Source organism: Verrucomicrobium sp. 3C, from assembly GCF_000379365.1.
Classification (GTDB): Bacteria; Verrucomicrobiota; Verrucomicrobiia; order Methylacidiphilales; family Methylacidiphilaceae; genus Methylacidimicrobium.
Genome location: NZ_KB901875.1, coordinates 1,788,772 through 1,810,127, shown reverse-complemented (window position 1 = coordinate 1,810,127; position 21,356 = coordinate 1,788,772). Strand labels below are relative to the sequence as shown.

Genomic DNA, 21,356 nt, shown 5'->3' with positions numbered 1-21,356 from the left:
GTATATGGTTTTAGGAACGGCCCAATGCCCGGGAACCTGCATGTGCGCAATCTGGATGATGAGCTGATCGCCCGCTTGAAGCGCCGGGCCGCCCGCCACGGCCGCTCCGCCGAGGCCGAGCACCGAGAGATTCTCCGCCAGGCGCTGACCAGCGAGGAAGAGCCTTCCCTCGACAAACTGGCGGCCGAGTTGCGGAAGCTGACGATGCGTCGGAAGCAAACGCCTTCCGAGGTCCTGCTCCGCGAAGGACGCGAAGAACTGTGAACGCACTCGCATCGATGCAAGCATCGCCATTAAATAGGTGGTCGAAGAGGACGACACGGCGGAAGCCTTGACGCTTCGCCGGCGCGCCAAGGTGATCGCGCCGGAACTGCTCGTCGCCGAGTGTGCGAACGTCCTATGGAAGAAGGTCCAGTGCGACGAACTCTCCAAGGAGGAAGCGTTCCTCGCGGCACGGCTTCTCCAAGCCGCCGATATCGAGTTCCTGCCGACACGCTCCCTGCTCGAGACGGCGACGCGGACCGCGATCGAGATCGATCATCCGGTATATGACTGCCTCTACCTTGCCCTTGCCGCCGCCGAGACTGCCGCTTCGTCACCGCCAACGAGCGCTTTGTGCGTAGGCTGCGCGAAGGACATCGGCGGAAGTTTCGTGATCGAGTGATCGGGCTGCGACAAGCTGCGGAAGAACTTTAGCCCGTCAGGATGGCGCCGTTCCACCGGGGCATCCGTTTTGGCTGCCCGGCATGGATTCGAACCATGACTAAAGGCTCCAAAGACCTCTGTGCTACCGTTACACCACCGGGCAAAATCCAAAGAGTTAGGCTCCCTGGCTTCGCGAGAATCCTTCCGTGCCGTTAAACGTATACAGGAGCTCGGTCTTTGTGAACTCAATTCCCCCGGCTTCCACTGAGCCGAGAAGATCGACGATGGCTCGCTGCGAAAGCCCCAAGGACGCGTCCTTGGCGAGAAACCGGCACTGGAAGGGTCCCGCGAGCAGGGTTTCGCCCAACCCGAAAGGCCAGACGCTCATTCCACGGTTCGCGATGGATTCCAGAGCCACTCCCTCGCCGCCGACCTCCCGCAGCGCCGCCGCCAAATCCTCGATTCTTCCCGGGAACTCGACAAAGACATCGACGCCGACCAGGAGCTTCCGTTCCTCGGGCGGGCTATAGGGAAAACTAGAGCGCGGATTGCGCATCTCCTCCCCATATCGAACCGGCTTGAGTGTGCGCGGCGTCTTCCCAAGGTTTCCGATCACCGCTTGGCCGAACTCCTTGGTCCCCACCTTTTGGCGACTCTTCCCGTCACGGAAAATATCATACGTATGGATCCCATCCTCGAGCGTGCGCAACCAGGCGTTGTGCATCCGCTCGGCCGCTTCCCGTTGCCCAATGTGCAGGAGCATTTGCACCGCCGCCAGGAGAAGGCCGGAGGGGTTCGCCAAGTTTTGCCCGGCGCGGCGCGGGGCCGAACCGTGGATTGCCTCGAACATGGCATATTGGGCGCCGATGTTGGCGGATCCCGCCAGCCCGACGGAACCGGCGATCTGGGCGACGATATCCGACAGAATGTCGCCGTAAAGATTCGGAACCACGACGACATCAAAGGCCTGCGGGGTATCCGCAAGCTTGGCCGCCCCGATGTCCACGATCCAGTGCTCCTTCTCGATCTCGGGATATTCCGCGCCGACTTCCTCGAAGACCTTGTGGAACATCCCGTCGGTCAGCTTCATGATGTTGTCCTTCGTGAAGCAGCTGACCTTCTTTCTCCGGTAGGAGCGGGCGTACTCGAAACCATAACGGACCAGCCGCTCGGTTCCCGGCCTCGTCATGATCTTGAGGCACTGAAAGGAATCGACGCTCTGCCGGTGCTCGATCCCTCCATAGAGATCCTCCTCGTTCTCCCGAACGATCACGACGTCTAGATCGGAATGCTTGCTTTCCACGAAGGGGACATAGGAAAGGCAAGGACGGATGTTGGCGTAGAGTCCCAACGCTTTTCGCACCGTGACGTTGAGGCTCTTGTAGCCTCCGCCCTGCGGCGTCGTGATGGGGGCTTTCAAAAAAACCTTCGTCCGCCGCAAGCTCTCCCAGGCCGTCGGCTCGATCCCGCTCGCATTACCCCGGAGATAGACGCTTCTCCCGATCTCGATCGTTTCCAAGGCTAGCTCGGCACCCGCAGCCTCGAGCACTTCGAGCGTTGCGCTCATGATCTCCGGACCGATGCCATCCCCATACGCAACCGTGACTCCTGCTTTACTCATCGCTTTCGCGCGGGAGACCCCGGGCATTTATGCCGGGGAGGGATAGCGCGTCGGCCTGAAACCGCCCCTGTTCCCGCATCCTTTCGTTCTGCTATCTTGGGTTTGATGGCGTATCCATAGCCATCCGCTCGCTGAATCAACGCGCAGTTGCGATGACCGATGCCTTGCACCACGCCATGAAGCGTCTGGATGTTGAAGCTGCCGCTTTTGCGTACTGCCACGGGGCCGAGATGAATCCCAACTTTCTTGCCACTCGGCACGGCGGCTTTCACCAAGTCCCCAGTCTGAAATCCGAAGTGGCGCTTGCTCCGGGTAAGGCAGCCGCGAGGGAAGCCATGCTGCGTCAGTCGTGTCCGCTGGTAGCTGCCCCGACCCGCAGCCTTAATGTTCAAGACCGGCGCATCCCAACCGAGCAGTGTCTTGAGTTCCCCCACGCAGGCCGCATCCAGACAGTGTGTCTTGGGGATATTCAGCTGGCTGCGATTGTACTTCGTCCGCCCGCCGCTGCCAGTCTCAATCGGCAATCCGGTGTCCTTGAGCCTGTTGTAGAGAGCCCATCGAGTGCTGTTGATGGCGGCCGCATCGTGTAGCGGCGCTTTCGCCTTGGCTAATATCGTCGCCATCCGGTCGGGCCGATTGGCAAGGAACTCGTCGACCTTCCGGTTGTCTTTAACCTGTTTGCATTCGTGGCACGCCAATGTGAGATTGCTCACCCTATCCGAACCTCCTCGACTTTTGGGATGGATATGATCCACCTCCAGAGGCACGTCTTTCGCGCCGCAGTACGCGCACTGGCGGCTCCACTTCTCCAGCAGGTATTCGCGAACCTCATATCCGGCCAACGCGCCCTGCTGGTATTCCACGCCGGTTATCTCCGGATTCTGGATGGCCTGCGTGTCGAAACGTACCAGTCCCTGGCTCATCCCGGTAACGGGAGCCAAGCGCCGCAACCGTCCTATCCAGGACATTGCCGTATCGACTCTGTGCCGAAGACTCGGCGCGAGATGATCGTCCGTCCTCCTGCGATTGTCGAAGCGGGCAGGCCGATAGCGCAGTTGCGCCCGTCTCCGCCGCCTGAACGCCCGGCGCGCAATCAACCGGCCGCGTATGACGGAACCTCGATGCTCCAATTCGGCCAACCAGAGCACATGCTGCCCTCCGTTTGCGTCCTCTCGTACCAGAGCTAATCCGGTGGTTTTGCTGCCGGGATCGATCTTCAGACGTAGCGGTTGTGTCCGTCCGTCCTCTCGATCTTTGAGCCGGATCGTGAACGGGTAACGCCGATGCACGATAGCCCGCTTTCGCGTCAGGAGCAGCCGAGCGCGCCTTTCCGTACACGGCATCAGCGGCTTCTTCCGCTTGTCCAATACCAACACAGCCATAGTATCACTTCTTAGTGATCGCCCTTACGGGCCCAGTAACGGACGTCTTTCGGACGTCGCTCCCCTCGGGAAGGTATGCAACCGGCTTCCGCCTCGCGGCAGCGGGAAGAACCTTTGGGCCTTTGCCTTTGCCCAACATGATCCTCCCCTTCCAGGGTCCGGGACTGAGGAAGCATCCCGGAGTGGGTCTTTTCACCCGTTGCATACGTAGCCAGTTCTGGCTCTCCCTGGTCAACCTAGCGATCGGTTTCCCTCAAGCCCCTCCCTTCAGGGAGGGGTGGTTGACCGCCCTTCCGTTTCCTCCCGATGCATCCGGTTAGTTCACTCCCCAGAGCGCAGTTAGCAAAGAGATTCTTTTTGCGGGTCCTACTTTTTTTGAGTTTTTCGACCGAGTGGCTTCGGCTGCTTGACAGCCAGTTTTCGCCTTTACTATATCTGAACACAATCGGCCTCCTTCCCGGTTATCGTCGCCGCAGTGCAGATATAGCTTGGTCACCAAAGCAAAAAGGGAGGCTGCGAAGACGCTATGCGAACATTGCGGGGTCCATCTACGTGCCCGTTCCCCGCCTGCCTCTATCTGTTTTTGCCGGCTGCCGCGATCGCTCTGCTCGGAGGCTGTGCCCAGACCCATTATTATCCCTATGTCGGAGCGAACAGCCAGTTAGGCAAAGGGGGGGGCGGCGAGAGGATCATCAACGGGATCGAGGTCTGGAGCGACGGCCTACCGACTCGCCGCTACACGATCATCGGCGTGATCCACGATCACCGGAGCGGGATCTTTCACGCCACCCTGCTTAAAGACGTCACCAAGCAAGCGAAGAAGATGCGAGGTCAAGGCATTCTCGAGTACAAAGCTTATGCGACCGCCTTGAGTTCCTTCGCCGCCTCGGCAAGCGGCTTCGGGAGCAACGCCGATCAGCTACCGCAAGCATACGGCCCAACGGCTTCCTCCTGGCTTGCCTTTGCCGGACCCGCCTCGGCAGGACTAGGCGGGGGTTGGGCGGGCACTTCCCGCTGGTGGGTCTTCCGTTACCAGGATTCTTCTTCTAAAAAGGCCACTCCGCCGAACGCCCGGCCAGCAAAGGATCAGCACCAAGGATCGGCCCACTCCTCATGAATGTCCGGAGCCACTTGCATCCCGGTTTCCTGCTTCTGCCGCTTTTCTTCTGCTCCTGCGCGAACACGACCTACATCCCGTACAAAGGAGGAGCGCGAACCGTCGGCAAGGGTGCCAGTCTTCACAAAATCAATGGGATCGACTTCTGGACCGACGGGCTCCCCCCTCGCCCGTACAAGCTCGTCGGAGTCATCCACGACAGCCGAAGCGGGCTTCGTAGGGACGACCTTCAGCAGGACCTTGCAAAGGTCGCCAAGAAGATGGGAGCGGATGCGATCCTGGAATACCACGATTATGCCTTGCAGATGGGCGGAGCCACCGCTGCAGCCGGAGCCGCTGCCGGGAACATGATCTGGGTGGGTTCCCTCGTGGCGGCGACCGGCCCGGGCATGCTCATTGCCGGACCCGCCATCATCGCGCTCGGTGCCGCCCAGGGGGGCACCTCGCGCTGGTGGGCCGCCAAGTATCTGCCGGCAGAGCCCAAAACGACCATCGCAGGGCCAAAAACGCCCTCCTCCGCCGCTTCGAAGCAGACCGCTGTTCCCACCACGGCCGCCTCGCAGCTCCCGCCCGGTCAACCAACGCCGACGGCGGTCGCGCCCTAGCCGGCCGGCTGACTTTTTCCGCGTAGCCGCATCCTCTGTTTGACAGGGCGTCCACTCTCGATTAACCCTGGAGCGCGCCTGAACGGAGGCATCCGTCTAGCCCAGCCGAGAAAACCTGCGAAAGAGAAGACAAGTAAAAAGGACGTCGTCAGCAAGCCATGCGTCTTCGTCGAAAGCCGCCCACCCGCTTCCTCTCGACCCGCGCAGTTCTTGTTGCCGGCTGCTACCTATTGCTCGCTGCCTGCGCTCAGACGCGGTATTACCCCTATGTCGGCTCCAACGAACAGCAAGGGAAGGGCATTGCCGCCAGGCGGGTGATCAACGGGATCGATGTCTGGACCGACGGCACGCCCCCCCGCAAGTACGAGATCATCGGCCTCGTCGACGACAGCCGTAACGGCTTCTTTCGCGATTCGATCCTCAAGGACGTCACGCGAAAAGCAAAGCGAATGGGCGGAGAGGGCATCATCGAATACCAAACGTACACGGGGGCGGCGAGTGCCGCCCTGGCAGCGGCAGGAGGAGCGTCGGGCAACTTGGGGGCTTCGGCTCCAGTCGGCTCGGGAGCCGCTACGGGTGCTGCCTACGGTGGTGCCGCTACCGGAGGGCTTTCCGCCGCAGGGTCCGGACAGTCGCGCTGGTGGGTGATCCGCTACCTGCCGGCCGGCATGAAAAAGAAGGGAAATCAGGCCGGATAGCAGCGCACAATGGATGCGACCCCCCGCTCGCTCTTCGTGAAAATCTCCCTTGTGCGTCCGCCGATTCCGCCCAGCCGGAAATCGATCCCGCTTCCTCTCCTCTTTTTACCCCTCCTGCTCTTCCTGACCTCCTGCGCCAACACGACGTACATTCCTGTCGAAAACGGCAAAAGAACGGTGGGGAAGGGAGCCATTCTCCACAACGTTGATGGAATCGACATCTGGTCCGACGGCCAGCCACCGCGCCCATATCAAATCATCGGGGTCATCCATGACCGACGCAACGGTCTACGCAAGGGAGCGCTGCTCCAGGACCTAGCCAAGGTCGCCAAGAAGAGGAAAGGGGATGCGATCCTAGCATATCAAGCCTACGGGGCAACGGCAGGCGGGGCGACGGCTGGCGCGGCTTCAGCCGCTCAAAGCACCCTCATGCTCGGCGCATTGGCCAGCGGCCCGGCAGTCACCTTCCTCGGTCCGGTAGCCGCCGGCGTCGCGGCCACCGCAGGAGGAGCCTCCCGCTGGTGGGTAGCCAAATACTTACCCCAAAACCCCAAGGCCACGGCCGCTAAAAGGCAACCTCGGCCTCCGCTTCCTCCGCATCAAGCCTCGACTCCCGAAACCCCGCATCTTTCCGTCCCTCAAGGATCGGCTGCGCCAAGCACAGAGTAGAGCAGTCGTGGCTTTCGTCTCCACCCTCCTACTGGTCATTGCGACAATCGCAGGGCTTTTCGCGGCGTATAACCTGTTTCATTACCTCCTCTTCCTTCTCGTCACGCATCCCAAAGACGCAGAGGAGATCGGTCATGAGCTCAATAAATTCGAACGACGGCAACTGGTGGAGTGGATTCCGAAGCTCGGCGACTTGCTCAAACATGACGACCAGAATCACACCTACGACGATGTATTTCGTCTCTACCTGGGCGAAAACGAGCACTATTGCACGTGCGTCTTCCCGCCTGCGCTCTTCGCCCATCCTTATTCTGCCGTATATTCCCTTCTTGACCCGGTGCCGGGAATGCGTCTTTTGGACCTCGGGTGCGGTTCGGGAGCGGCGGCCCGCTATCTTGCCGGACGATGCGATGTTGAGATCCTTTGCGTCACGAACTCTCCCTTCCAAGCGGACCTCTGTCGACGGCAAGCGAAGAGTTTCGATCTTCCCGTTCACGCCACCGTCGCCGACTTCGATCACCTGGACCTCCCGGAAAAGACTTTCCATGGCATCTATTCTCTGGAATCCATCGGCTACACGAAGAACCTGGACGCCTGGCTGGCGCGTTGCTGGCGGCTCCTCAAGCCAGGGGGAAGCCTTTTGATTCTTTCGCCCGGATCCCTGGACGCCTGTCGCCGCGAGCGTGATTACCGAAACGTTACGGCGTTCTTTGAAAACTGGCATTATAACTTTTTTGGCGCCAATCTTCTGGTTTTCAAGATGCGCCAGATCGGATTCGACCCGATCCGCTACAGGCAACTACCGTTCTGGGCCTGGGGTCTGTCCTGGAGTTTCATCCGCCGCGTGATGCTCTGGAAGCTCCACCTCCGCATGCGAACCATGGTCCAGTTGGAACGCATCATTTGGAGCACATCCAAGGCTTTCGTATTCGGCAACGCGTACAATATCGTGCTCGCCCGCAGGCCCCTCACGGAGCCCGATTCCGGCTCGGCCCATGAAGGCCGTGCTACGCGCCGCCCCGCGGACGACTGACTGCGTCTCCCGCCGCGGCGGGAGAGCGCTTGTGAGATATGCGGCCTAGAACGCGTAGCCGATCGTCATCATTACGATTGGCTCGTAGAGGTAGGAACTGCCGCTCACGTTCAGCGTTTTGCCGCCCAAGTTCTGATTGTAGCCGTTCAAATCGCCCTCGAAGGCGAAAACCCCTACCATGCCTACGAACCAGTGGCTGTTTGGAATGAAGTACCGGATGCCGAGGGCAGGACCGAACACGAAGGACCAGACGTCCCCGTGGGTGCCTCTGGTACCACTAACCTGGCTGATCTGTCCCCCGCCGTAGAAACCCACGAAAGGCTCGTAGGACTTGGCGATCCGATAGCCAATCGTCCCACCGAGAACGAGATCGCCGAAAGTTGCGCCAGAGCTGGAGCCAGCGCTACCGACCTGGCTGTTTATCGTCGAACCGTCGTACAGGCCGACCGCATCCACGCTAAAGCTCAGGTTGCCCCACTTGTCTGGGTCGTGCCAGTAGTAGCCGCCAATTAAGCCGCCTATAAAGGCTTCATTCAGATTTCCGCTGTACGGGGTGTTACCGATGGACCCTCGGTCAAACCACGACCACTCCATGCCCGCAGCGCCGGCCAAGTACCAGCTTCCGGAGGAGTGCTTCTCCTGCGGAGCCTCCTTCATCTGCTCCTTGGCAGCTTCGTAGGCCTCTTTGTGCCCCTGCGGAACGGTCACCCCGTCTTCCTCGTTCTCCTGGGGGGCGGCCGTTCCTGCTCGCAGCGGCAGAGCCCCCAGCATCGTCACGCAACTTACCCATGCCAGGAGGGCTGCTGCTTTCCCTGCTTGTTGCTTCATCGGCTTCCTCCTCTTTCCCTCATCTTTCGGTTGGACCGGATATCTCTCTACCCGCTGCCTCGCGTCGGCAAGCTCGACGGCTACTCCTTGGTTTGCCAATACAGCTGTTGCGAGCTTAATATCTTTAAGCGAACGTGTTTCGCCCTAGTCAAGGCTTAATTTCGACTAGCAACCATGTCCCTCTCGCCCAAGGCTCTGGAAGCCGCCCATCTGATCGACCGCCTCGATCGACTGGCGCGAGCCGGCGAACAGGAAGGGCGCCTCAATCCGGTTCAGTGGGAGGCGCTGCGCTACCTTGCACGCGCCAACCGCTTCTCGCGCAAACCCGCCGCTTTGGCTGACTACCTCGTATCCACGCGCGGCACGGTCTCACGGACGCTCGCCTCGCTCGAAGGAAAGGGCTACGTGGCGCGGAAGCCGGATGCCCGGGACCGCCGCTCGGTCGACTTCGCGCTCACCAGGAAAGGCAGCAAGACCCTGACGCGCGACCCCCTGCTCGTCTTGGCTCGGAATATCGAGCAGGCCACCGGTGGAGATGCCACCGGCCTGCTCGACGAGCTACGGCAGACGCTCCGCAACGCTATCGCCCGCAACCAAGGACGTGCTTTCGGGGCGTGTCACACCTGCCGGCATTTCCGTGCGCATGTCCGCCGCCTCACGCGCACTCCGCATCACTGCTCCTTGCTCGATGAACCGCTGTCCGAAGCCGATAGCCGTGCCATCTGCGCGGAGCAGGAACCAACCCCTGCGTAGTCAATCTTGCTAGCTCTGAGAAGTTCGTAGCCGAGGCGCGGCGAATGGACAGCCACCTCCGCGCCGGCGTGCCACGAATCAGCCCGCCGAAGAGCAAGGCAACCGCCGTCGGCTTCATTTTCAACAGGAACAAAAAAAAGCCCCCCTTCCACTCCGAGGAGCAAAAGGGGGGACGAACCTGGCAATGACCTACTCTCGCACGCCCTACCGGCGCACTACCATCGGCGATGACGCGTTTCACTTCCGTGTTCGGAATGGGAACGGGTGGTTCCACGCCTCTAGGATCACCAGGCCTCTGCGGGTCATTGCCTCCTTCCGCAGACGCCTGGTCGCAGCCGTTCCTTGAAAACTACAGGCAAACAAAAAATCAGCTCATTAGCCTGCCGTGACGAAAAGCCAATCAGGTAATTAGTACCGCTTCGCTCCACGCATTGCTGCGCTTCCACGTGCGGCCTATCAACGTGGTGGTCTACCACGACCTTGATGGGGAGACCTCATCTTGGGGAAGGCTTGGCGCTTATATGCTTTCAGCGCTTATCCTTTCCGGACATAGCTACCCGGCGCTGCGTCTGACGACACAACCGGAACACCAGCGGTCCGTCACTCCCGGTCCTCTCGTACTAGGGAGTGAATCCCTCAAGTCTCCTGCGCCCACAGTGGATAAGGACCGAACTGTCTCACGACGTTCTGAACCCAGCTCGCGTACCGCTTTAACCGGCGAACAGCCGGACCCTTGGGACCTTCTCCAGCCCCAGGATGCGATGAGCCGACATCGAGGTGCCAAACCGGGCCGTCGATATGGACTCTTGGGCCCGATCAGCCTGTTATCCCCGGCGTACCTTTTGTCCGATGAGCGATGGCAATTCCACATTCTACCACCGGATCACTTGGTCCTACTTTCGTACCTGCTCGACCTGTCGGTCTCGCAGTTAAGCTCCCTTCTACCCATGTGCTCGACGCACGATTGCCAACCGTGCTGAGGGAACCTTAGAACTCCTCCGTTACCTTTTAGGAGGAGACCGCCCCAGTCAAACTGACCCGCTGCCATTGTCCCAAGGCCCGCTTCAGGGCGCTTGGTTAGAATCCCCACAATGGAAGTGTGGTGTCTCATTGGCGACTCCACCTTCCCCAAAAGGAAGGCTTCGCAGTCTCCCACTTACGCTGAGCAACCATAGCAGAGATCCAGTAACAGCTTACAGTAAAGGTGCACGGGGTCTTTCCGTCCTACTGCGGGTAGGCGGCATCTTCACCGCCATTACAACTTCGCTGAGCCTCTCTTTGAGACAGTCGTCAACTCGTTACACGATTCGTGCAGGTCGGAACTTACCCGACAAGGAATTTCGCTACCTTAGGACCGTTATAGTTACGGCCGACATTCGCTGGGACTTGGGTTCAGAGCTTTGCCTGGCCGAAACCAAGCTGACCCCTTGCCGTAATCTTCCAGCATTGGTCACGTGTCACACCCTATACGTCGTCTTCGCGACTTAGCAGAGTGCTGTGTTTTTGTTAAACAGTCGGTTGACGCTGTTCACTGCGGCCCCTTGCGGGGCGCCCCTTCTTCCGAAGTTACGGGGCTAACTTGCCGAGTTCCTTAAAGAGATTTAACTCACGCGCCTGAGTATACTCTACCCACCCACCTGTGTCGGTTTACGGTACGGGCGCCTTAGTGTACACGTGGGCTTTTCTTGGCACCGTCTTTGAAGAATCCCGTCAGGATTGCTCCATTCGGTCCCCTTGCGGGACAAGGGCATTCATCACCTCGCCCTTCTCCAACGATGCGTCCCCCACGTTTAAATGTCGGCGGTGCTGGAATATTGACCAGCTAGACATCGCTTACGCCCATCGGCCTCAGCTTAGTTCCCGACTAACCCTGGGCGGACGAACCTTCCCCAGGAAACCTTGGGTTTACGGCGGATCGGATTTTCACCGATCTTATCGCTACTCATGTCTGCATCCTCACTTCCAAGCGCTCCACGGTCGGTTCCCCTTCCGCTTCACAGCACTTGGAACGCTCCCCTACCATCCCTTCCGATCGAAATCGAAAAAGATCCGCGGCTTCGGTATGCAGCTTATCGCCAATCATTTTCGGCGCTGGATCTCTCGATGAGTCAGCTATTACGCACTGTTTAAATGGTGGCTGCCTCTAAGCCAACATCCTCACTGTCTCTGAGACCCAACATCCTTTTCACTTAGCTGCATTTTGGCACCTTAGCCGGCGATCTGGGTTGTTTCCCTCTCGACGATGAAGCTTATCCCCCACCGTCTTACTCCCGTGCTGCACCCTGTGGTATTCAGAGTTTGGTTAGATTCGGTACCCTGGTGTGGGCCCTAGTCCATCCAGTGCTTTACCCCCACAGGTTAGCACACGAGGCTAGACCTAAATCTATTTCGGGGAGAACCAGCTATCAGGGGGTTTGATTAGTCTTTCGCTCCTACCCACAGTTCATCGGAGACGTTTTCAACCGTCACCCGTTCGGACCTTCATCACCGGTTAAAGTGACTTCATCCTGACCATGGGTAGATCACCTCCCCTTCGGGTCTACTACTTGCGGCTCATCGCCCTATTCGGACTCGCTTTCGCTTCGCCTCCGTCCCATCAGGACTTAGACTTGCCACAAACAGTAACTCGCAGACTCATTAAGCAAAAGGCACGCCATCACCCTTTCGGGCTCTGACACCTTGTAGGCACATGGTTTCAGATCTATTTCACTCCCCTCGCCGGGGTTCTTTTCACCTTTCCCTCGCGGTACTGGTTCACTATCGGTCGCTGACACGTATTTAGCCTTACGCCGTGGTCGGCGTAGCTTCACGCGAAGTTTCACGTGCATCGCGTTACTCAGGATACCACCGAGCGTTGCTTGGTTTTTGGTTACAGGCCTCTCACCTTCTATGAGGCGACTTTCCATCCGCTTCACCTAACCGCACAACTACCCATACGGTGGTCCTACAACCCCGAACGGCAAGCCGTTCGGTTTGGGCTGTTCCGCTTTCGCTCGCCACTACTTACGGAATCGCATTCGCTTTCTTTTCCTCCGCTTACTGAGATGTTTCACTTCGGCGGGTTTGCTCATCTGGCCTATGAATTCAACCAGAAGTGGCGCGACGTTACTCGCGCCGGGTTACCCCATTCGGAAATCCCCGGATCACAGCGTGCTTCCCGCTCCCCGAGGCTTATCGTAGGTAGCCACGTCCTTCGTCGCCGTTCAGCGCCAAGGCATCCACCATGCGCCCTTTGTAGCTTTTTGATCGCCATCTTGCGAGCATCCACGCCAAAGCGCAGATCTCTTCAAGACACCGGCAGAAGCTATAATGGCTTCTTTTTTGTTGCCTGCAGTTTTCAAAGAACGGCTTCGCCCTAATGGCAATGGAATGAAGACGGGCGATTACTTCCAACCGCCGCTCTCCATTCCGTTACCTCCCGATTGGTGGGCCTGACTGGGCTCGAACCAGTGACCCTGCGCTTATCAAGCGCATGCTCTAACCAACTGAGCTACAGGCCCCTGGAATTACAGGCTCCACAGCGAACTTACCTGGAGGCAAGGGGATTCGAACCCCTGACCTACAGCGTGCAAAGCTGTCGCTCTACCAACTGAGCTATGCCCCCTTCTATCGGAAAGGACATACCTGCTCGCCCACTCATCGGACTGCGAATTTTTACGAATCAGAATTGAACTGTGCGTGACGCCCGTGGAACTCCTTGCGGAATTCCACTTCCCTCTTCAGCCATCCAAAGAGGGAAGTCGACCTAGTCCGGGAAATTGTCGAAAGGTTTTTCTCCCTTCTCCAACCCGAACCTACTCCTTAGAAAGGAGGTGATCCAGCCGCAGGTTCCCCTACGGCTACCTTGTTACGACTTCATCCCAATCACTAGCCACACCTTCGACGCTCAAGAGAACGGCTTCGGGTACAGCCAGCTTTCAGGATGTGACGGGCGGTGTGTACAAGGCCCGGGAACGTATTCACGGCGCCGTAGCTGATGCGCCATTACTAGCGATTCCGGCTTCATGAAGGCGAGTTGCAGCCTTCAATCTGAACTGGGCTCGGTTTTGGGGATTTGCTACACCTCGCGGTCTTGCGTCCCTTTGTACCGAGCATTGTAGCACGTGTGCAGCCCTGGCCATAAGGGCCATCCTGACTTGACGTCGTCCCCACCTTCCTCCCCCTTGAAGAGGGCAGTCTGTCTAGAGAGCCTTTCGGCAACTAGACACAGGGGTTGCGCTCGTTGGGGGACTTAACCCAACATCTCACGACACGAGCTGACGACAGCCATGCAGCACCTGTGCAGCTCGCCCTTGCGGGCCATCCCGTTTCCGGGACTGAACGCTGCATGTCAAGGCCAGGTAAGGTTCTTCGCGTTGCATCGAATTAAGCCACATGCTCCACCGCTTGTGCGGGCCCCCGTCAATTTCTTTGAGTTTTAGCCTTGCGACCGTACTCCTCAGGCGGTGCGTTTAATGCGTTAGCTTCGGCACCGGCGGGGTCGAATCCGCCAACACCTAACGCACACCGTTTACGGCTAGGACTACCGGGGTATCTAATCCCGTTTGCTCCCCTAGCTTTCGTGTTTCAGAGTCAGGTTTCGTCCAGGAAGCCGCCTTCGCCACCGGTGTTCCTCTCGATATCTACGCATTTCACTGCTACACCGAGAGTTCCGCTTCCCCATCCGAACCTCTAGCCGGGTAGTTTCGAACGCAGTTCCTCCGTTAGGCAGAGGGATTTCACATTCGACTTTCCCAACCTCCTACACACCCTTTACGCCCAGTAAATCCGAGCAACGCTCGGGACCTCTGTATTACCGCGGCTGCTGGCACAGAGTTAGCCGTCCCTTCCTCTCCACATACTATCAAGTCCTCCCGCTTATTCGGCAGGCGAACCTTGTTCTGCGGTGACAGGAGTTTACAACCCGAAGGCCTTCCTCCTCCACGCGGCGTCGCTCCATCAGGCTTTCGCCCATTGTGAAAAATTCTCGACTGCTGCCACCCGTAGGTGTCTGGGCCGTGTCTCAGTCCCAGTGTGGCTGGCCATCCTCTCAGACCAGCTACCCGTCATCGCCTTGGTGGGCATTTACCCCGCCAACTAGCTGATAGGACGCGGGCTCATTCCGAAGCGCGAGGCCCTTTCGAGTCCCCCGCTTTAATCTAGCTAGGCTAGACCACATGCGGAATTACCCCGGCTTTCGCCGGGCTATTCCCCACTTTGGAGTAGATTCCCACGCGTTACTCACCCGTTCGCCACTGAACTCGCCTCCTATTGCTAGGAAACAAGCTGCGTGCGACTTGCATGTCTTATCCACGCCGCCAGCGTTCGCTCTGAGCCAGAATCAAACTCTCCGTAATGAAGAGATGATGCTGACTTTCCCGGTCAAGCCGGGATTGCTATTCCTCCCCTCGTTGCCGAAGGGCGGACAGCGTCACAAAGCTCTTTGCAAAATTTGGGCGTCCCGCACAATTCAATTCTGTTTCGCTTTGGCGAAACCATTTTCAAAGATCATCCTCCGCGCGCTCTCGCGCAGAGCCGCCTTATTTCCGGCGGAGAAGTTTGACTATCGTGAAAGGGCCCTCGGAAGGCAAGGCCTTTTTGATAAAAAAAAAGCGCGTCCAGGGTAATGGGCCGTCTTTTTTCGTTCTCCGAATGCCAGGCTCTAGATTTGACAAGATGTCCTCTAGCCGCCATTTTTCACAAATTTCGTAGCCGAGGCGCCGCAAATGGGCTTGGATGCAAGGCGAGGCGCCGGTTTTCCACCGGAGCTGTATGAAGACATACTGCAAGGATGGAAAACCAAGCGAGAGCCAAGCAGACGAGCCCATTTTGCAAGCCACAGGAGAAAGCTTGTGAGAAATGGCGGCTTAGGCTCCATGGGATAGTCCCCTCGTGAGCGAAGCCTCCGCTTCACCGCCTGACCCCCGGCCTCCGGTGCTTTCGGATCCAGCGGAATCGACGGCCGGATCCCGGCTGCTTCTATTCGCCCTTCCGCTGCTTTCCCTCCTGCTCTCCTTATCTGGGTCGGCTGCGCTGCCGCTCATCGACCGGGACGAGCCCCGCTTCGCCGAAGCGACTCGCGAAATGGGAGAACGAGGCGAGTGGAGCGTGCCATTCTTCAACGGCGACTATCGCCTCGACAAGCCTCCCTTGATCTACTGGCTCATGGGCGTATGCTTCCGCATTTTTGGCGAGAACGAGATTGGAGCCCGAATGCCTTCGATTCTCCTGACCGCCCTCCTCTGTCTCCTCCTCTTTCTCATGGGCCGGTCCCTTTTTGGCCTCCGAGCCGGAGTCGTCGCGGCGCTCTCGGGAGCCACCTCTCTTCAGTTTCTCATTCACGGCCGGCTGGCCGTGGCGGACATGCCGATGGTTGTCTCGATCGTCGCTGCTCAGTGGGCGATTCTGCGTCTCTTGGAAGGCGGGACAGCAGCCTGGACTTGCATCCTCTGGGTCGACCTCGCCCTAGGCTTTCTGGCCAAAGGCCCGGTCGCCTGGGCCGTTCCGCTTGTGGGCCTCCTGCTCTGGCGCTTTCTCCTTTGGAGGAGCCCCGCCCCATGGAGGCGGCTGCATGCCTTCCGGGGTTCGGCCGTCGCGGTCGGCATCATTGCGCTCTGGGGGATTCCAGCGCTGCTTTCAACTCATGGAGCCTTTTGGACCGAGGGGATGGGTGAACACGTTCTCCGCCGCGGCGTAGAAGCGTTCGATGGCCGACCCCATTTCTGGGGTTACTACTTGGTTTCCTCGCTGCTCAGCCTCTTCCCATGGTCCGCGTTTCTCGGCTGGATCTTGGTCTCGCTCCAGAAGAACTACTCTTCCCGCTCCGCCTTTCTCCTCTCCTGGCTTTTCTCTCCCTTCCTCCTCTTCACTCCCTACGCCACGCAGCTACCTCACTACCTCTTGCCCGGATTCCCTGCGTTCTTTCTTCTCTTGGGGCAAGCAGCGGCCACGGTTCGTCCTCGACGGATGAGCCTCGTCATTTTCTGGTCACTCTGGGGTGTGGGCTTCCTTGCGGGAAGCTTCACCCTCGCGGCAACCCTGACACGCCCTTGGGAAGGGCACTATGCGGCGCTTCGGACCGCTCTTTGGGCGCTCGGCGGCGTCCTCCTCTCGCTCTGCCTTTTGGCGCTGGTTGCGAAGGCAACCCTGTTTTCCGCAAGCGCAGCTTCGCCTTGGGCTCGTCCTTCTCCTCTCTTCCTCCCCATCGGCCTGGGGCTTTCGCTGCTCGCCCTCGCGGGCAGCTTTCATCTGCTGGGGACGAGCTTGCGGAGCGTCGAACCGGCGCTGACCCTCCGCGGCCTATGGAAAGATCTTCCCGGCGATACCATCTTCGTCTCTTCCGGCTATACGGAACCGAGCCTTGTCTTCTACTCCCATCACCGATGGATCATGACGTCAAAAGAGCAGAGTCCGGGCTCTTTGTCCGGAACAAGCGCACCCTTTTTCTTCGTCCGCCTTGAAAGGGAGAGAACTTTACGGGACGCGCTCCAGTGGCTTTTTTTGTCCGGGCGGACACCCATCGAGGTTTCCCCTCCGCTCTCGCTCTCTTCCGTCCAATCGAACGATGTCGGGATCAAGGCGGCCCGCATCGATGGTTTCGATTCGGCCCGCTTTTCCTGGGTCGACCTGGAAGTTCGCGTTCGTCCACGTCCGATGGAGATTCCGGAAAAGCCGCAATGAGGCCGCCACGCACGCGCCCGTCGTGACGCTCGCGAGCCTGCATGCGGCTCTGCCTGGAGGGCCGGGCGCGAGCAGACGCTCACTCGTCGATCGAAACCTCCGAGCGGCGAAGGATCGTATCGCTCGGAGGATGAGAATCGTCGAGTTTGGGAAAGTCGAGGATGTAGTGCAACCCGCGGCTTTCGGGGCGCTCCAGCGCCGAGTCGACGATTAGGGAGGCGACCAGAACGAGATTCCGGAGATCGATCAAGTCGGCGTTGAGGCGATAGCTCCAATAGTATTCGCGAATCTCCCTAGCCAGATTCTGGAGACGCATGCCCGCGCGCCGCAGCCGTTTCCTCGTCCGAACGATACCCACGTAATCCCACATGAGTTCGCGAACCTCGCGCCAGTTGTGCGCCACGACCACAAGCTCATCGGGATCTGCGGCCGACCCCTCGTCCCACGGCGGAATGGAGATTTTTCGCGAAAGGGGCCCTGCCGCGACGCTCGCTCGCGCTGCCCGGTAGGAAACGACAACGGCCTCCAAAAGGGAGTTGCTTGCCAGCCGATTCGCTCCGTGCAAGCCCGTGCACGCCACTTCCCCCGACGCCCAAAGTCCCGGTAGTTCTGTGCGCCCGTCAATATCCGTAACCACCCCGCCGCACTGGTAATGGGCCGCGGGAACCACAGGGATCAGATCCGCGGCCATGTCAATGCCGCACCGAAGGCAAGCGGAATAGATCGTCGGAAACCTCCCCTGGAGGTACTCCTTCCCCTTCCTGCGGATATCGAGATAGACGCAGGGATGCCCGCTCCGCTTGATTTCCGCATCGATCGCACGCGCCACGATATCGCGTGGAGCCAGCTCGGCTCTCGGATCGACGCCGGACAAGAATCGCTGTCCCGCCTGATTGAGCAGCAGCGCCCCCTCCCCGCGCAGAGCCTCACTGATCAGGAAGCTCTTCGCCTGCGGATGATAGAGACAGGTGGGATGAAACTGAATGAACTCCATGTTGGCGATCGGCACGCCGGCTCGGAAGGCCATGGCAACGCCGTCCCCGGTCGCCACATCGGGATTGGTCGTGTAGAGGTAGACCTTTCCGCAACCGCCCGTCGCCAATAGGGTGTGGTGGGCACAGAACACCTCCACCCTGCCCGAGGTGCGATCCAGGGCATAACAGCCCATGCAACGATTTTCCGCGGAGTATCCCAACTTCCCGAGCGTGATCAAGTCGACGGCTTGGTAGCGCTCAAAAACCTGGATCCGAGGATTGAGGCAAACGGCCTGCAAGAGGACCTGTTCAATTTCCTTCCCCGTGGCATCATCCACATGAAAGATCCGGCGGCGGCTATGCCCTCCTTCCTTTCCCAAATCCCACAACTCTCTCTCCTCCCCCGGACGGGTCGTGAAACGGACCCCCAACCGGGCTAGATCACGGATGCGGTCGGGTCCATCCTCGATAATTCCGCGGACAACCTCTTCCTTGCAAAGCCCGCTCCCAGAAACCAGCGTATCCTGGACATGCAGGTCGAACGTGTCGGTCGCGGAGGCGACGCAAGCGACCCCTCCCTGAGCATGAAGCGTGTTCGACTCCTGTGCGCGCCCCTTCGTCAGAATCGCCACGGTTCCGGCTTTAGACGCCTCCAGCGCATAAAAGAGGCCCGCCAGTCCGCTGCCGAGGACTAAGAAGTCAAATTGCTTCGGGGATTCCATGCGCTCCCCATTTTTCTCGCTCGTCACTTCCGGAGCGAAAGCCCCGATGCCTTTTGTTTCTTGACGCGATGCAGCGTAGGCACGGGCTTACGCAGATTCCAATAGGTCTGGGCCATTGAAACGATGTTGTTCACCGTCCAGTAAAGAGGCAATGCCGCGGCGAAGTTGTAAAAGAAGGCGAGGAAGAAGACTGGCATCCATTGCATCATGCGAGTCTGCGGGTTCTCGGCGGCCGGGGAACTCATCCGTGCCAGGATGATCTGCGTGCCCACCATGATCAGTGGCAGCGGATTAATATCCAGGCCAATGACCGGGAGAGTCGCTACGGTGTCCGGCCGAGTAAGATCGTGGATCCACAAGAAGGATTGATGCCGCAATTCCACCGCGCTTTGCAGCATCGTGTAAAAGCCGATGAAAATGGGAACCTGTACGGCCACGGGAAGACAGCCTCCGACCGGATTCACCCCGAACTCCCGGTAGAGCTTCATGAGTTCGGCCTGCATCTTCTCGGGCTGTTCCTTGTATTGGGCCTGCAGTTCCTTCACGCGCGGACTGAGCGCTTGCATCTCCTTCATATGGCGGTTTGCCTTGGATTGAAGGGGCCAAAAGACAGCCTTGATCCCAAGGGTGAAGACAATGATGACAACTCCGTAGTTCGGAAGAATCTGATGCAAATGGACCATGCACCAGATCAGGGGTTTTACGATCCAGCCCCAGAATCCGTAATCCAAGATTCGATCGGTCTCGGATCCCAGGCTTTTCAGCAAGCTGTACTCTTTGGGCCCAGCGAAAACGGTATACGTCGTTGCGAGCGAGGAGCCGGGCGGAAGCACGATGTCCGGAAAGGAAGCCCAAGCCTTCAAACCCGACGGCGGCTGGCCTTTCCCCCCTCTGGGGAAATCCAGCAGGGGCTCGGAAACGCAGATCAGACGATCAGGCGGAAGGGTTCCAGGAGGGAGAAGAATCGTAGCATAGAACTGGCTTTTCACCGCGACCCAGCGCATCGACTCTTTAGGACTGTCGATGAGAGAACGGGGACTCCGCCATTGGAAGCCAAGGAATCCAGCGGAGCCAAAATCTGGCAGACTAATCCGACCCAGCTTTCCCTGGGCGGAGAGCCAGTTCGCCGCAATGGAGCCCGGCGGATCCTGCCGGTGGATTGGCTCCCCCACCCCGACGAGAAGTCTCCACCGAGGGAGCGTGACCTCCCGAGGTGCCGGATTGGCCCACTGTTGGTCGAGCCGGATCTCATACTCCGAGTTGAGCCGGTATCGACGCCGCAGTTCCACGCCGTTGACGAGGGTGCGGGCAAAAACGACCTCTTTTCCCTCCTGGCTACAACGATAAGCCGCCAGAGCCGATCGTTCCTCCCATCCCGTCACATTTAAGACCGGCTCTCTGCTGAACCGATTCAGGACAAGCGGCTCGTCTCCATGCGCGCGCTGGTTTTTGAGCTCGATCGAGCGGATGGCCCCTCCCCAGGAGGTCAAAATCACCTTCAACTCCGAATTCTCGAGAACAGCCGTTTCCTCCGGAGGGAGATTCGTCGAGTTCGGCAACGCTTCTCCCGGCTCGATTTCGCCGATGCCCTCGCTCGCCGTTCCCTCCGACACGGTAGAGGGGAGCTTGAGCCCTGCCTCGGGATTCGGGTTCGTCGTTTGCTCCGCTTTCGGCGCGTGGGGCGGACCATAGTGAGTGATCACATACCACTGCCAAGCGAAAAGGCCGATCACGCACAAGCTCAGCCCAAACCATCCCTTTCGATCCATCGTATCCTTTCCCGATTTACCGACGTTCTACCGCTCCGAGCGGAAGACGATCATCCGCGACTCCTGGTCCGCATAGAACCGTCCGTTCCGCCACGCGTGCCCCTTCCTTCCGGCGCAGGCCAATCAGACCCAGGAACGGGATCCCAGCCCGAAGTGCCCCACGGATGGCACCGAAGGAGTCGGCACAAACAGAGCCAAAGCCCCCGCCCGTACCCGTATCTCTTCACGGCTTGGGAGCAATATTCCGAACAGGTCGGCACATGTCGACAACATCCGTACAATCCGAATGTCTGGCGCAGCGGGGTCAGCACTACGCGGTAGATCGCCAGCATCCAATGAGTGCCTCGCTTCACTTTTCCTGAGCCCGGGTTGCCAAGGCCACCATTTTCTCTTTCAGCCGCCAGAAGTCGAGCGAAGCCGCTGAGCGTTTTGCAACCCACCCATACATCCAAGGATCGTCGGCGCGATAGACCCAGCGACGAAATACCTCCCGCATTCGGCGCCGAACGCGATTGCGGACGACGGCGTTCCCGATCTTTCGAGGCGTGACGAAAAACACCACTCCCTCGCTCTCAGAAGCGCGCGGCAGGATGAGCAAGAGCAGCGCGCCATCGTTCAAACGTCTTCCCGACGCAAAAAATAGCCCGATTGCGCGCGTCTTTCGTATCGTCTTCGTCGACGGAAGTCCGACCAGCGACCCACTAAGCACCCGCGTGGCGGGCAAACTTGCGCTCCACACTCTTGGGGACAAGTCGGTATCGGCCCTTTGCCCGGCGACGCCGCAGGACAATCCGCCCGGTACGTGAGCGGGTCCTCTCAAGGAAGCCATGCTGCCGTACTCGACACCGCTTCGAAGGTTGATAAGTTCGCTTCATTCGTTT

The 21,356-nt window shown here is 59.2% G+C and carries 18 protein-coding genes, 3 tRNA genes and 3 rRNA genes; 10 read left to right on the top strand and 14 right to left on the bottom strand.

Translation table 11 applies throughout. The features are described from left to right. The first annotated feature begins 24 nt into the window (after positions 1–24). Together A37A_RS0109550 and A37A_RS16845 are read left to right on the top strand one after the other, a co-directional pair. Positions 25–264 carry a hypothetical protein gene (locus A37A_RS0109550; RefSeq protein WP_018291280.1) on the top strand — a complete coding sequence of 80 codons (240 nt, stop codon included), beginning with the start codon at positions 25–27 and terminating at the stop codon, positions 262–264. A 37-nt stretch (positions 265–301) separates the two neighbouring features. After that, positions 302–664: a type II toxin-antitoxin system VapC family toxin gene (locus A37A_RS16845; RefSeq protein ID WP_051076262.1), complete on the top strand. Its 363-nt coding sequence runs from the start codon at positions 302–304 to the stop codon at positions 662–664. Between the two features lie 70 nt (positions 665–734). Here the strand turns inward: A37A_RS16845 and A37A_RS0109540 are convergent. The 3 genes from A37A_RS0109540 to iscB all read right to left on the bottom strand — a co-directional run bounded on the left by A37A_RS0109540 (position 735) and on the right by iscB (position 3,648). After that, positions 735–808 (bottom strand) — tRNA-Gln (locus A37A_RS0109540). Positions 809–820: 12 nt separating this feature from the next. Further along, positions 821–2,266 carry an NADP-dependent isocitrate dehydrogenase gene (locus A37A_RS0109535; protein WP_020494252.1) on the bottom strand — a complete coding sequence of 482 codons (1,446 nt, stop codon included), beginning with the start codon at positions 2,264–2,266 and terminating at the stop codon, positions 821–823. Further along, positions 2,263–3,648 (bottom strand): RNA-guided endonuclease IscB, encoded by a 1,386-nt coding sequence (iscB, locus tag A37A_RS16840; RefSeq protein WP_081616243.1) that lies wholly within the window; start codon positions 3,646–3,648, stop codon positions 2,263–2,265. Before iscB ends, A37A_RS0109535 begins: the two co-directional genes overlap by 4 nt. Before the next feature lie 137 nt (positions 3,649–3,785). Here iscB and A37A_RS21410 point away from each other — a divergent pair, with 137 nt between their 5' ends. From A37A_RS21410 to A37A_RS0109500, 6 genes are all read left to right on the top strand, one after another. Continuing rightward, positions 3,786–3,968 (top strand): hypothetical protein, encoded by a 183-nt coding sequence (locus A37A_RS21410; RefSeq protein WP_020494249.1) that lies wholly within the window; start codon positions 3,786–3,788, stop codon positions 3,966–3,968. Between the two features lie 206 nt (positions 3,969–4,174). Beyond that, on the top strand, positions 4,175–4,765 hold the full coding sequence (locus A37A_RS0109520) for a hypothetical protein (protein WP_018291276.1): 591 nt from the start codon (positions 4,175–4,177) through the stop codon (positions 4,763–4,765). After that, positions 4,762–5,370 (top strand): hypothetical protein, encoded by a 609-nt coding sequence (locus tag A37A_RS16835; RefSeq protein WP_018291275.1) that lies wholly within the window; start codon positions 4,762–4,764, stop codon positions 5,368–5,370. The genes A37A_RS0109520 and A37A_RS16835 overlap by 4 nt, the downstream gene beginning before the upstream one ends. 158 nt (positions 5,371–5,528) lie before the next feature. After that, complete coding sequence (locus A37A_RS16830; RefSeq protein ID WP_020494248.1) at positions 5,529–6,068, top strand: hypothetical protein; 540 nt, start codon at positions 5,529–5,531, stop codon at positions 6,066–6,068. Positions 6,069–6,077: 9 nt separating this feature from the next. Next, positions 6,078–6,737 (top strand): hypothetical protein, encoded by a 660-nt coding sequence (locus A37A_RS16825; RefSeq protein ID WP_020494247.1) that lies wholly within the window; start codon positions 6,078–6,080, stop codon positions 6,735–6,737. Positions 6,738–6,744: 7 nt separating this feature from the next. Next, positions 6,745–7,770, top strand: a complete 1,026-nt coding sequence (locus tag A37A_RS0109500; RefSeq protein WP_018291272.1) for a methyltransferase domain-containing protein — start codon at positions 6,745–6,747, stop codon at positions 7,768–7,770. A gap of 45 nt (positions 7,771–7,815) precedes the next feature. Here A37A_RS0109500 and A37A_RS0109495 read toward each other — a convergent pair whose 3' ends face one another. After that, positions 7,816–8,598, bottom strand: coding sequence for a hypothetical protein (locus A37A_RS0109495; protein ID WP_020494246.1), 783 nt, complete (start codon positions 8,596–8,598; stop codon positions 7,816–7,818). 174 nt (positions 8,599–8,772) lie between these two features. Here A37A_RS0109495 and A37A_RS0109485 point away from each other — a divergent pair, with 174 nt between their 5' ends. After that, complete coding sequence (locus A37A_RS0109485) at positions 8,773–9,351, top strand: MarR family transcriptional regulator (protein ID WP_018291269.1); 579 nt, start codon at positions 8,773–8,775, stop codon at positions 9,349–9,351. A gap of 176 nt (positions 9,352–9,527) precedes the next feature. On the opposite strand, the gene rrf is transcribed toward A37A_RS0109485, so the two are convergent. The 5 genes from rrf to A37A_RS0109460 all read right to left on the bottom strand — a co-directional run bounded on the left by rrf (position 9,528) and on the right by A37A_RS0109460 (position 14,687). Next, positions 9,528–9,643 (bottom strand): 5S ribosomal RNA (rrf, locus tag A37A_RS0109480). A 95-nt stretch (positions 9,644–9,738) separates the two neighbouring features. Then, a 23S ribosomal RNA gene (locus tag A37A_RS0109475) occupies positions 9,739–12,596 on the bottom strand. Positions 12,597–12,774: 178 nt separating this feature from the next. Then, positions 12,775–12,851 (bottom strand) — tRNA-Ile (locus tag A37A_RS0109470). Positions 12,852–12,882: 31 nt separating this feature from the next. Then, positions 12,883–12,955 (bottom strand) — tRNA-Ala (locus A37A_RS0109465). Positions 12,956–13,156: 201 nt separating this feature from the next. Next, positions 13,157–14,687 (bottom strand): 16S ribosomal RNA (locus A37A_RS0109460). The 16S, 23S and 5S rRNA genes sit together here with 2 tRNA genes alongside, the layout of an rRNA operon. A gap of 577 nt (positions 14,688–15,264) precedes the next feature. On the opposite strand from A37A_RS0109460, the gene A37A_RS16820 reads away from it, so the two are divergent. Next, entirely contained in the window at positions 15,265–17,010 is a 1,746-nt protein-coding gene (locus tag A37A_RS16820) for a glycosyltransferase family 39 protein (protein WP_018291267.1), read from the top strand. 79 nt (positions 17,011–17,089) lie between these two features. Here the strand turns inward: A37A_RS16820 and nadB are convergent, their stop codons facing one another. Genes nadB through rpmH form a run of 5 tightly spaced genes read right to left on the bottom strand, consistent with a single transcriptional unit; the run spans position 17,090 to position 21,350 of the window. Next, positions 17,090–18,706, bottom strand: coding sequence for an L-aspartate oxidase (gene nadB / locus A37A_RS0109445; RefSeq protein ID WP_020494243.1), 1,617 nt, complete (start codon positions 18,704–18,706; stop codon positions 17,090–17,092). A 23-nt stretch (positions 18,707–18,729) separates the two neighbouring features. After that, positions 18,730–20,475, bottom strand: coding sequence for a membrane protein insertase YidC (yidC, locus tag A37A_RS0109440; RefSeq protein WP_018291265.1), 1,746 nt, complete (start codon positions 20,473–20,475; stop codon positions 18,730–18,732). A gap of 50 nt (positions 20,476–20,525) precedes the next feature. Further along, positions 20,526–20,807: a membrane protein insertion efficiency factor YidD gene (gene yidD / locus A37A_RS21895; RefSeq protein ID WP_304412317.1), complete on the bottom strand. Its 282-nt coding sequence runs from the start codon at positions 20,805–20,807 to the stop codon at positions 20,526–20,528. Between the two features lie 17 nt (positions 20,808–20,824). Then, positions 20,825–21,184 (bottom strand): ribonuclease P protein component, encoded by a 360-nt coding sequence (gene rnpA, locus A37A_RS19260; protein WP_196799566.1) that lies wholly within the window; start codon positions 21,182–21,184, stop codon positions 20,825–20,827. Then, positions 21,177–21,350 carry a 50S ribosomal protein L34 gene (gene rpmH / locus A37A_RS19255; RefSeq protein WP_081616240.1) on the bottom strand — a complete coding sequence of 58 codons (174 nt, stop codon included), beginning with the start codon at positions 21,348–21,350 and terminating at the stop codon, positions 21,177–21,179. The genes rnpA and rpmH overlap by 8 nt, the downstream gene beginning before the upstream one ends. Between the last annotated feature and the right edge of the window lie 6 nt (positions 21,351–21,356).

Excerpts from the sequence above, each read along its gene's own strand:
- A37A_RS0109550 (WP_018291280.1), top strand. The coding sequence starts at position 25 with ATGCCCGGGAACCTGCATGTGCGCAATCTGGATGATGAGCTGATCGCC.
- A37A_RS0109535 (WP_020494252.1), bottom strand. The coding sequence starts at position 2,266 with ATGAGTAAAGCAGGAGTCACGGTTGCGTATGGGGATGGCATCGGTCCG.
- iscB (WP_081616243.1), bottom strand. The coding sequence starts at position 3,648 with ATGGCTGTGTTGGTATTGGACAAGCGGAAGAAGCCGCTGATGCCGTGT.
- A37A_RS21410 (WP_020494249.1), top strand. The coding sequence starts at position 3,786 with ATGATCCTCCCCTTCCAGGGTCCGGGACTGAGGAAGCATCCCGGAGTG.
- A37A_RS0109520 (WP_018291276.1), top strand. The coding sequence starts at position 4,175 with ATGCGAACATTGCGGGGTCCATCTACGTGCCCGTTCCCCGCCTGCCTC.
- A37A_RS16835 (WP_018291275.1), top strand. The coding sequence starts at position 4,762 with ATGAATGTCCGGAGCCACTTGCATCCCGGTTTCCTGCTTCTGCCGCTT.
- A37A_RS16830 (WP_020494248.1), top strand. The coding sequence starts at position 5,529 with ATGCGTCTTCGTCGAAAGCCGCCCACCCGCTTCCTCTCGACCCGCGCA.
- A37A_RS16825 (WP_020494247.1), top strand. The coding sequence starts at position 6,078 with ATGGATGCGACCCCCCGCTCGCTCTTCGTGAAAATCTCCCTTGTGCGT.
- A37A_RS0109495 (WP_020494246.1), bottom strand. The coding sequence starts at position 8,598 with ATGAAGCAACAAGCAGGGAAAGCAGCAGCCCTCCTGGCATGGGTAAGT.
- A37A_RS0109485 (WP_018291269.1), top strand. The coding sequence starts at position 8,773 with ATGTCCCTCTCGCCCAAGGCTCTGGAAGCCGCCCATCTGATCGACCGC.
- nadB (WP_020494243.1), bottom strand. The coding sequence starts at position 18,706 with ATGGAATCCCCGAAGCAATTTGACTTCTTAGTCCTCGGCAGCGGACTG.
- yidC (WP_018291265.1), bottom strand. The coding sequence starts at position 20,475 with ATGGATCGAAAGGGATGGTTTGGGCTGAGCTTGTGCGTGATCGGCCTT.
- yidD (WP_304412317.1), bottom strand. The coding sequence starts at position 20,807 with ATGCTGGCGATCTACCGCGTAGTGCTGACCCCGCTGCGCCAGACATTC.
- rpmH (WP_081616240.1), bottom strand. The coding sequence starts at position 21,350 with ATGAAGCGAACTTATCAACCTTCGAAGCGGTGTCGAGTACGGCAGCAT.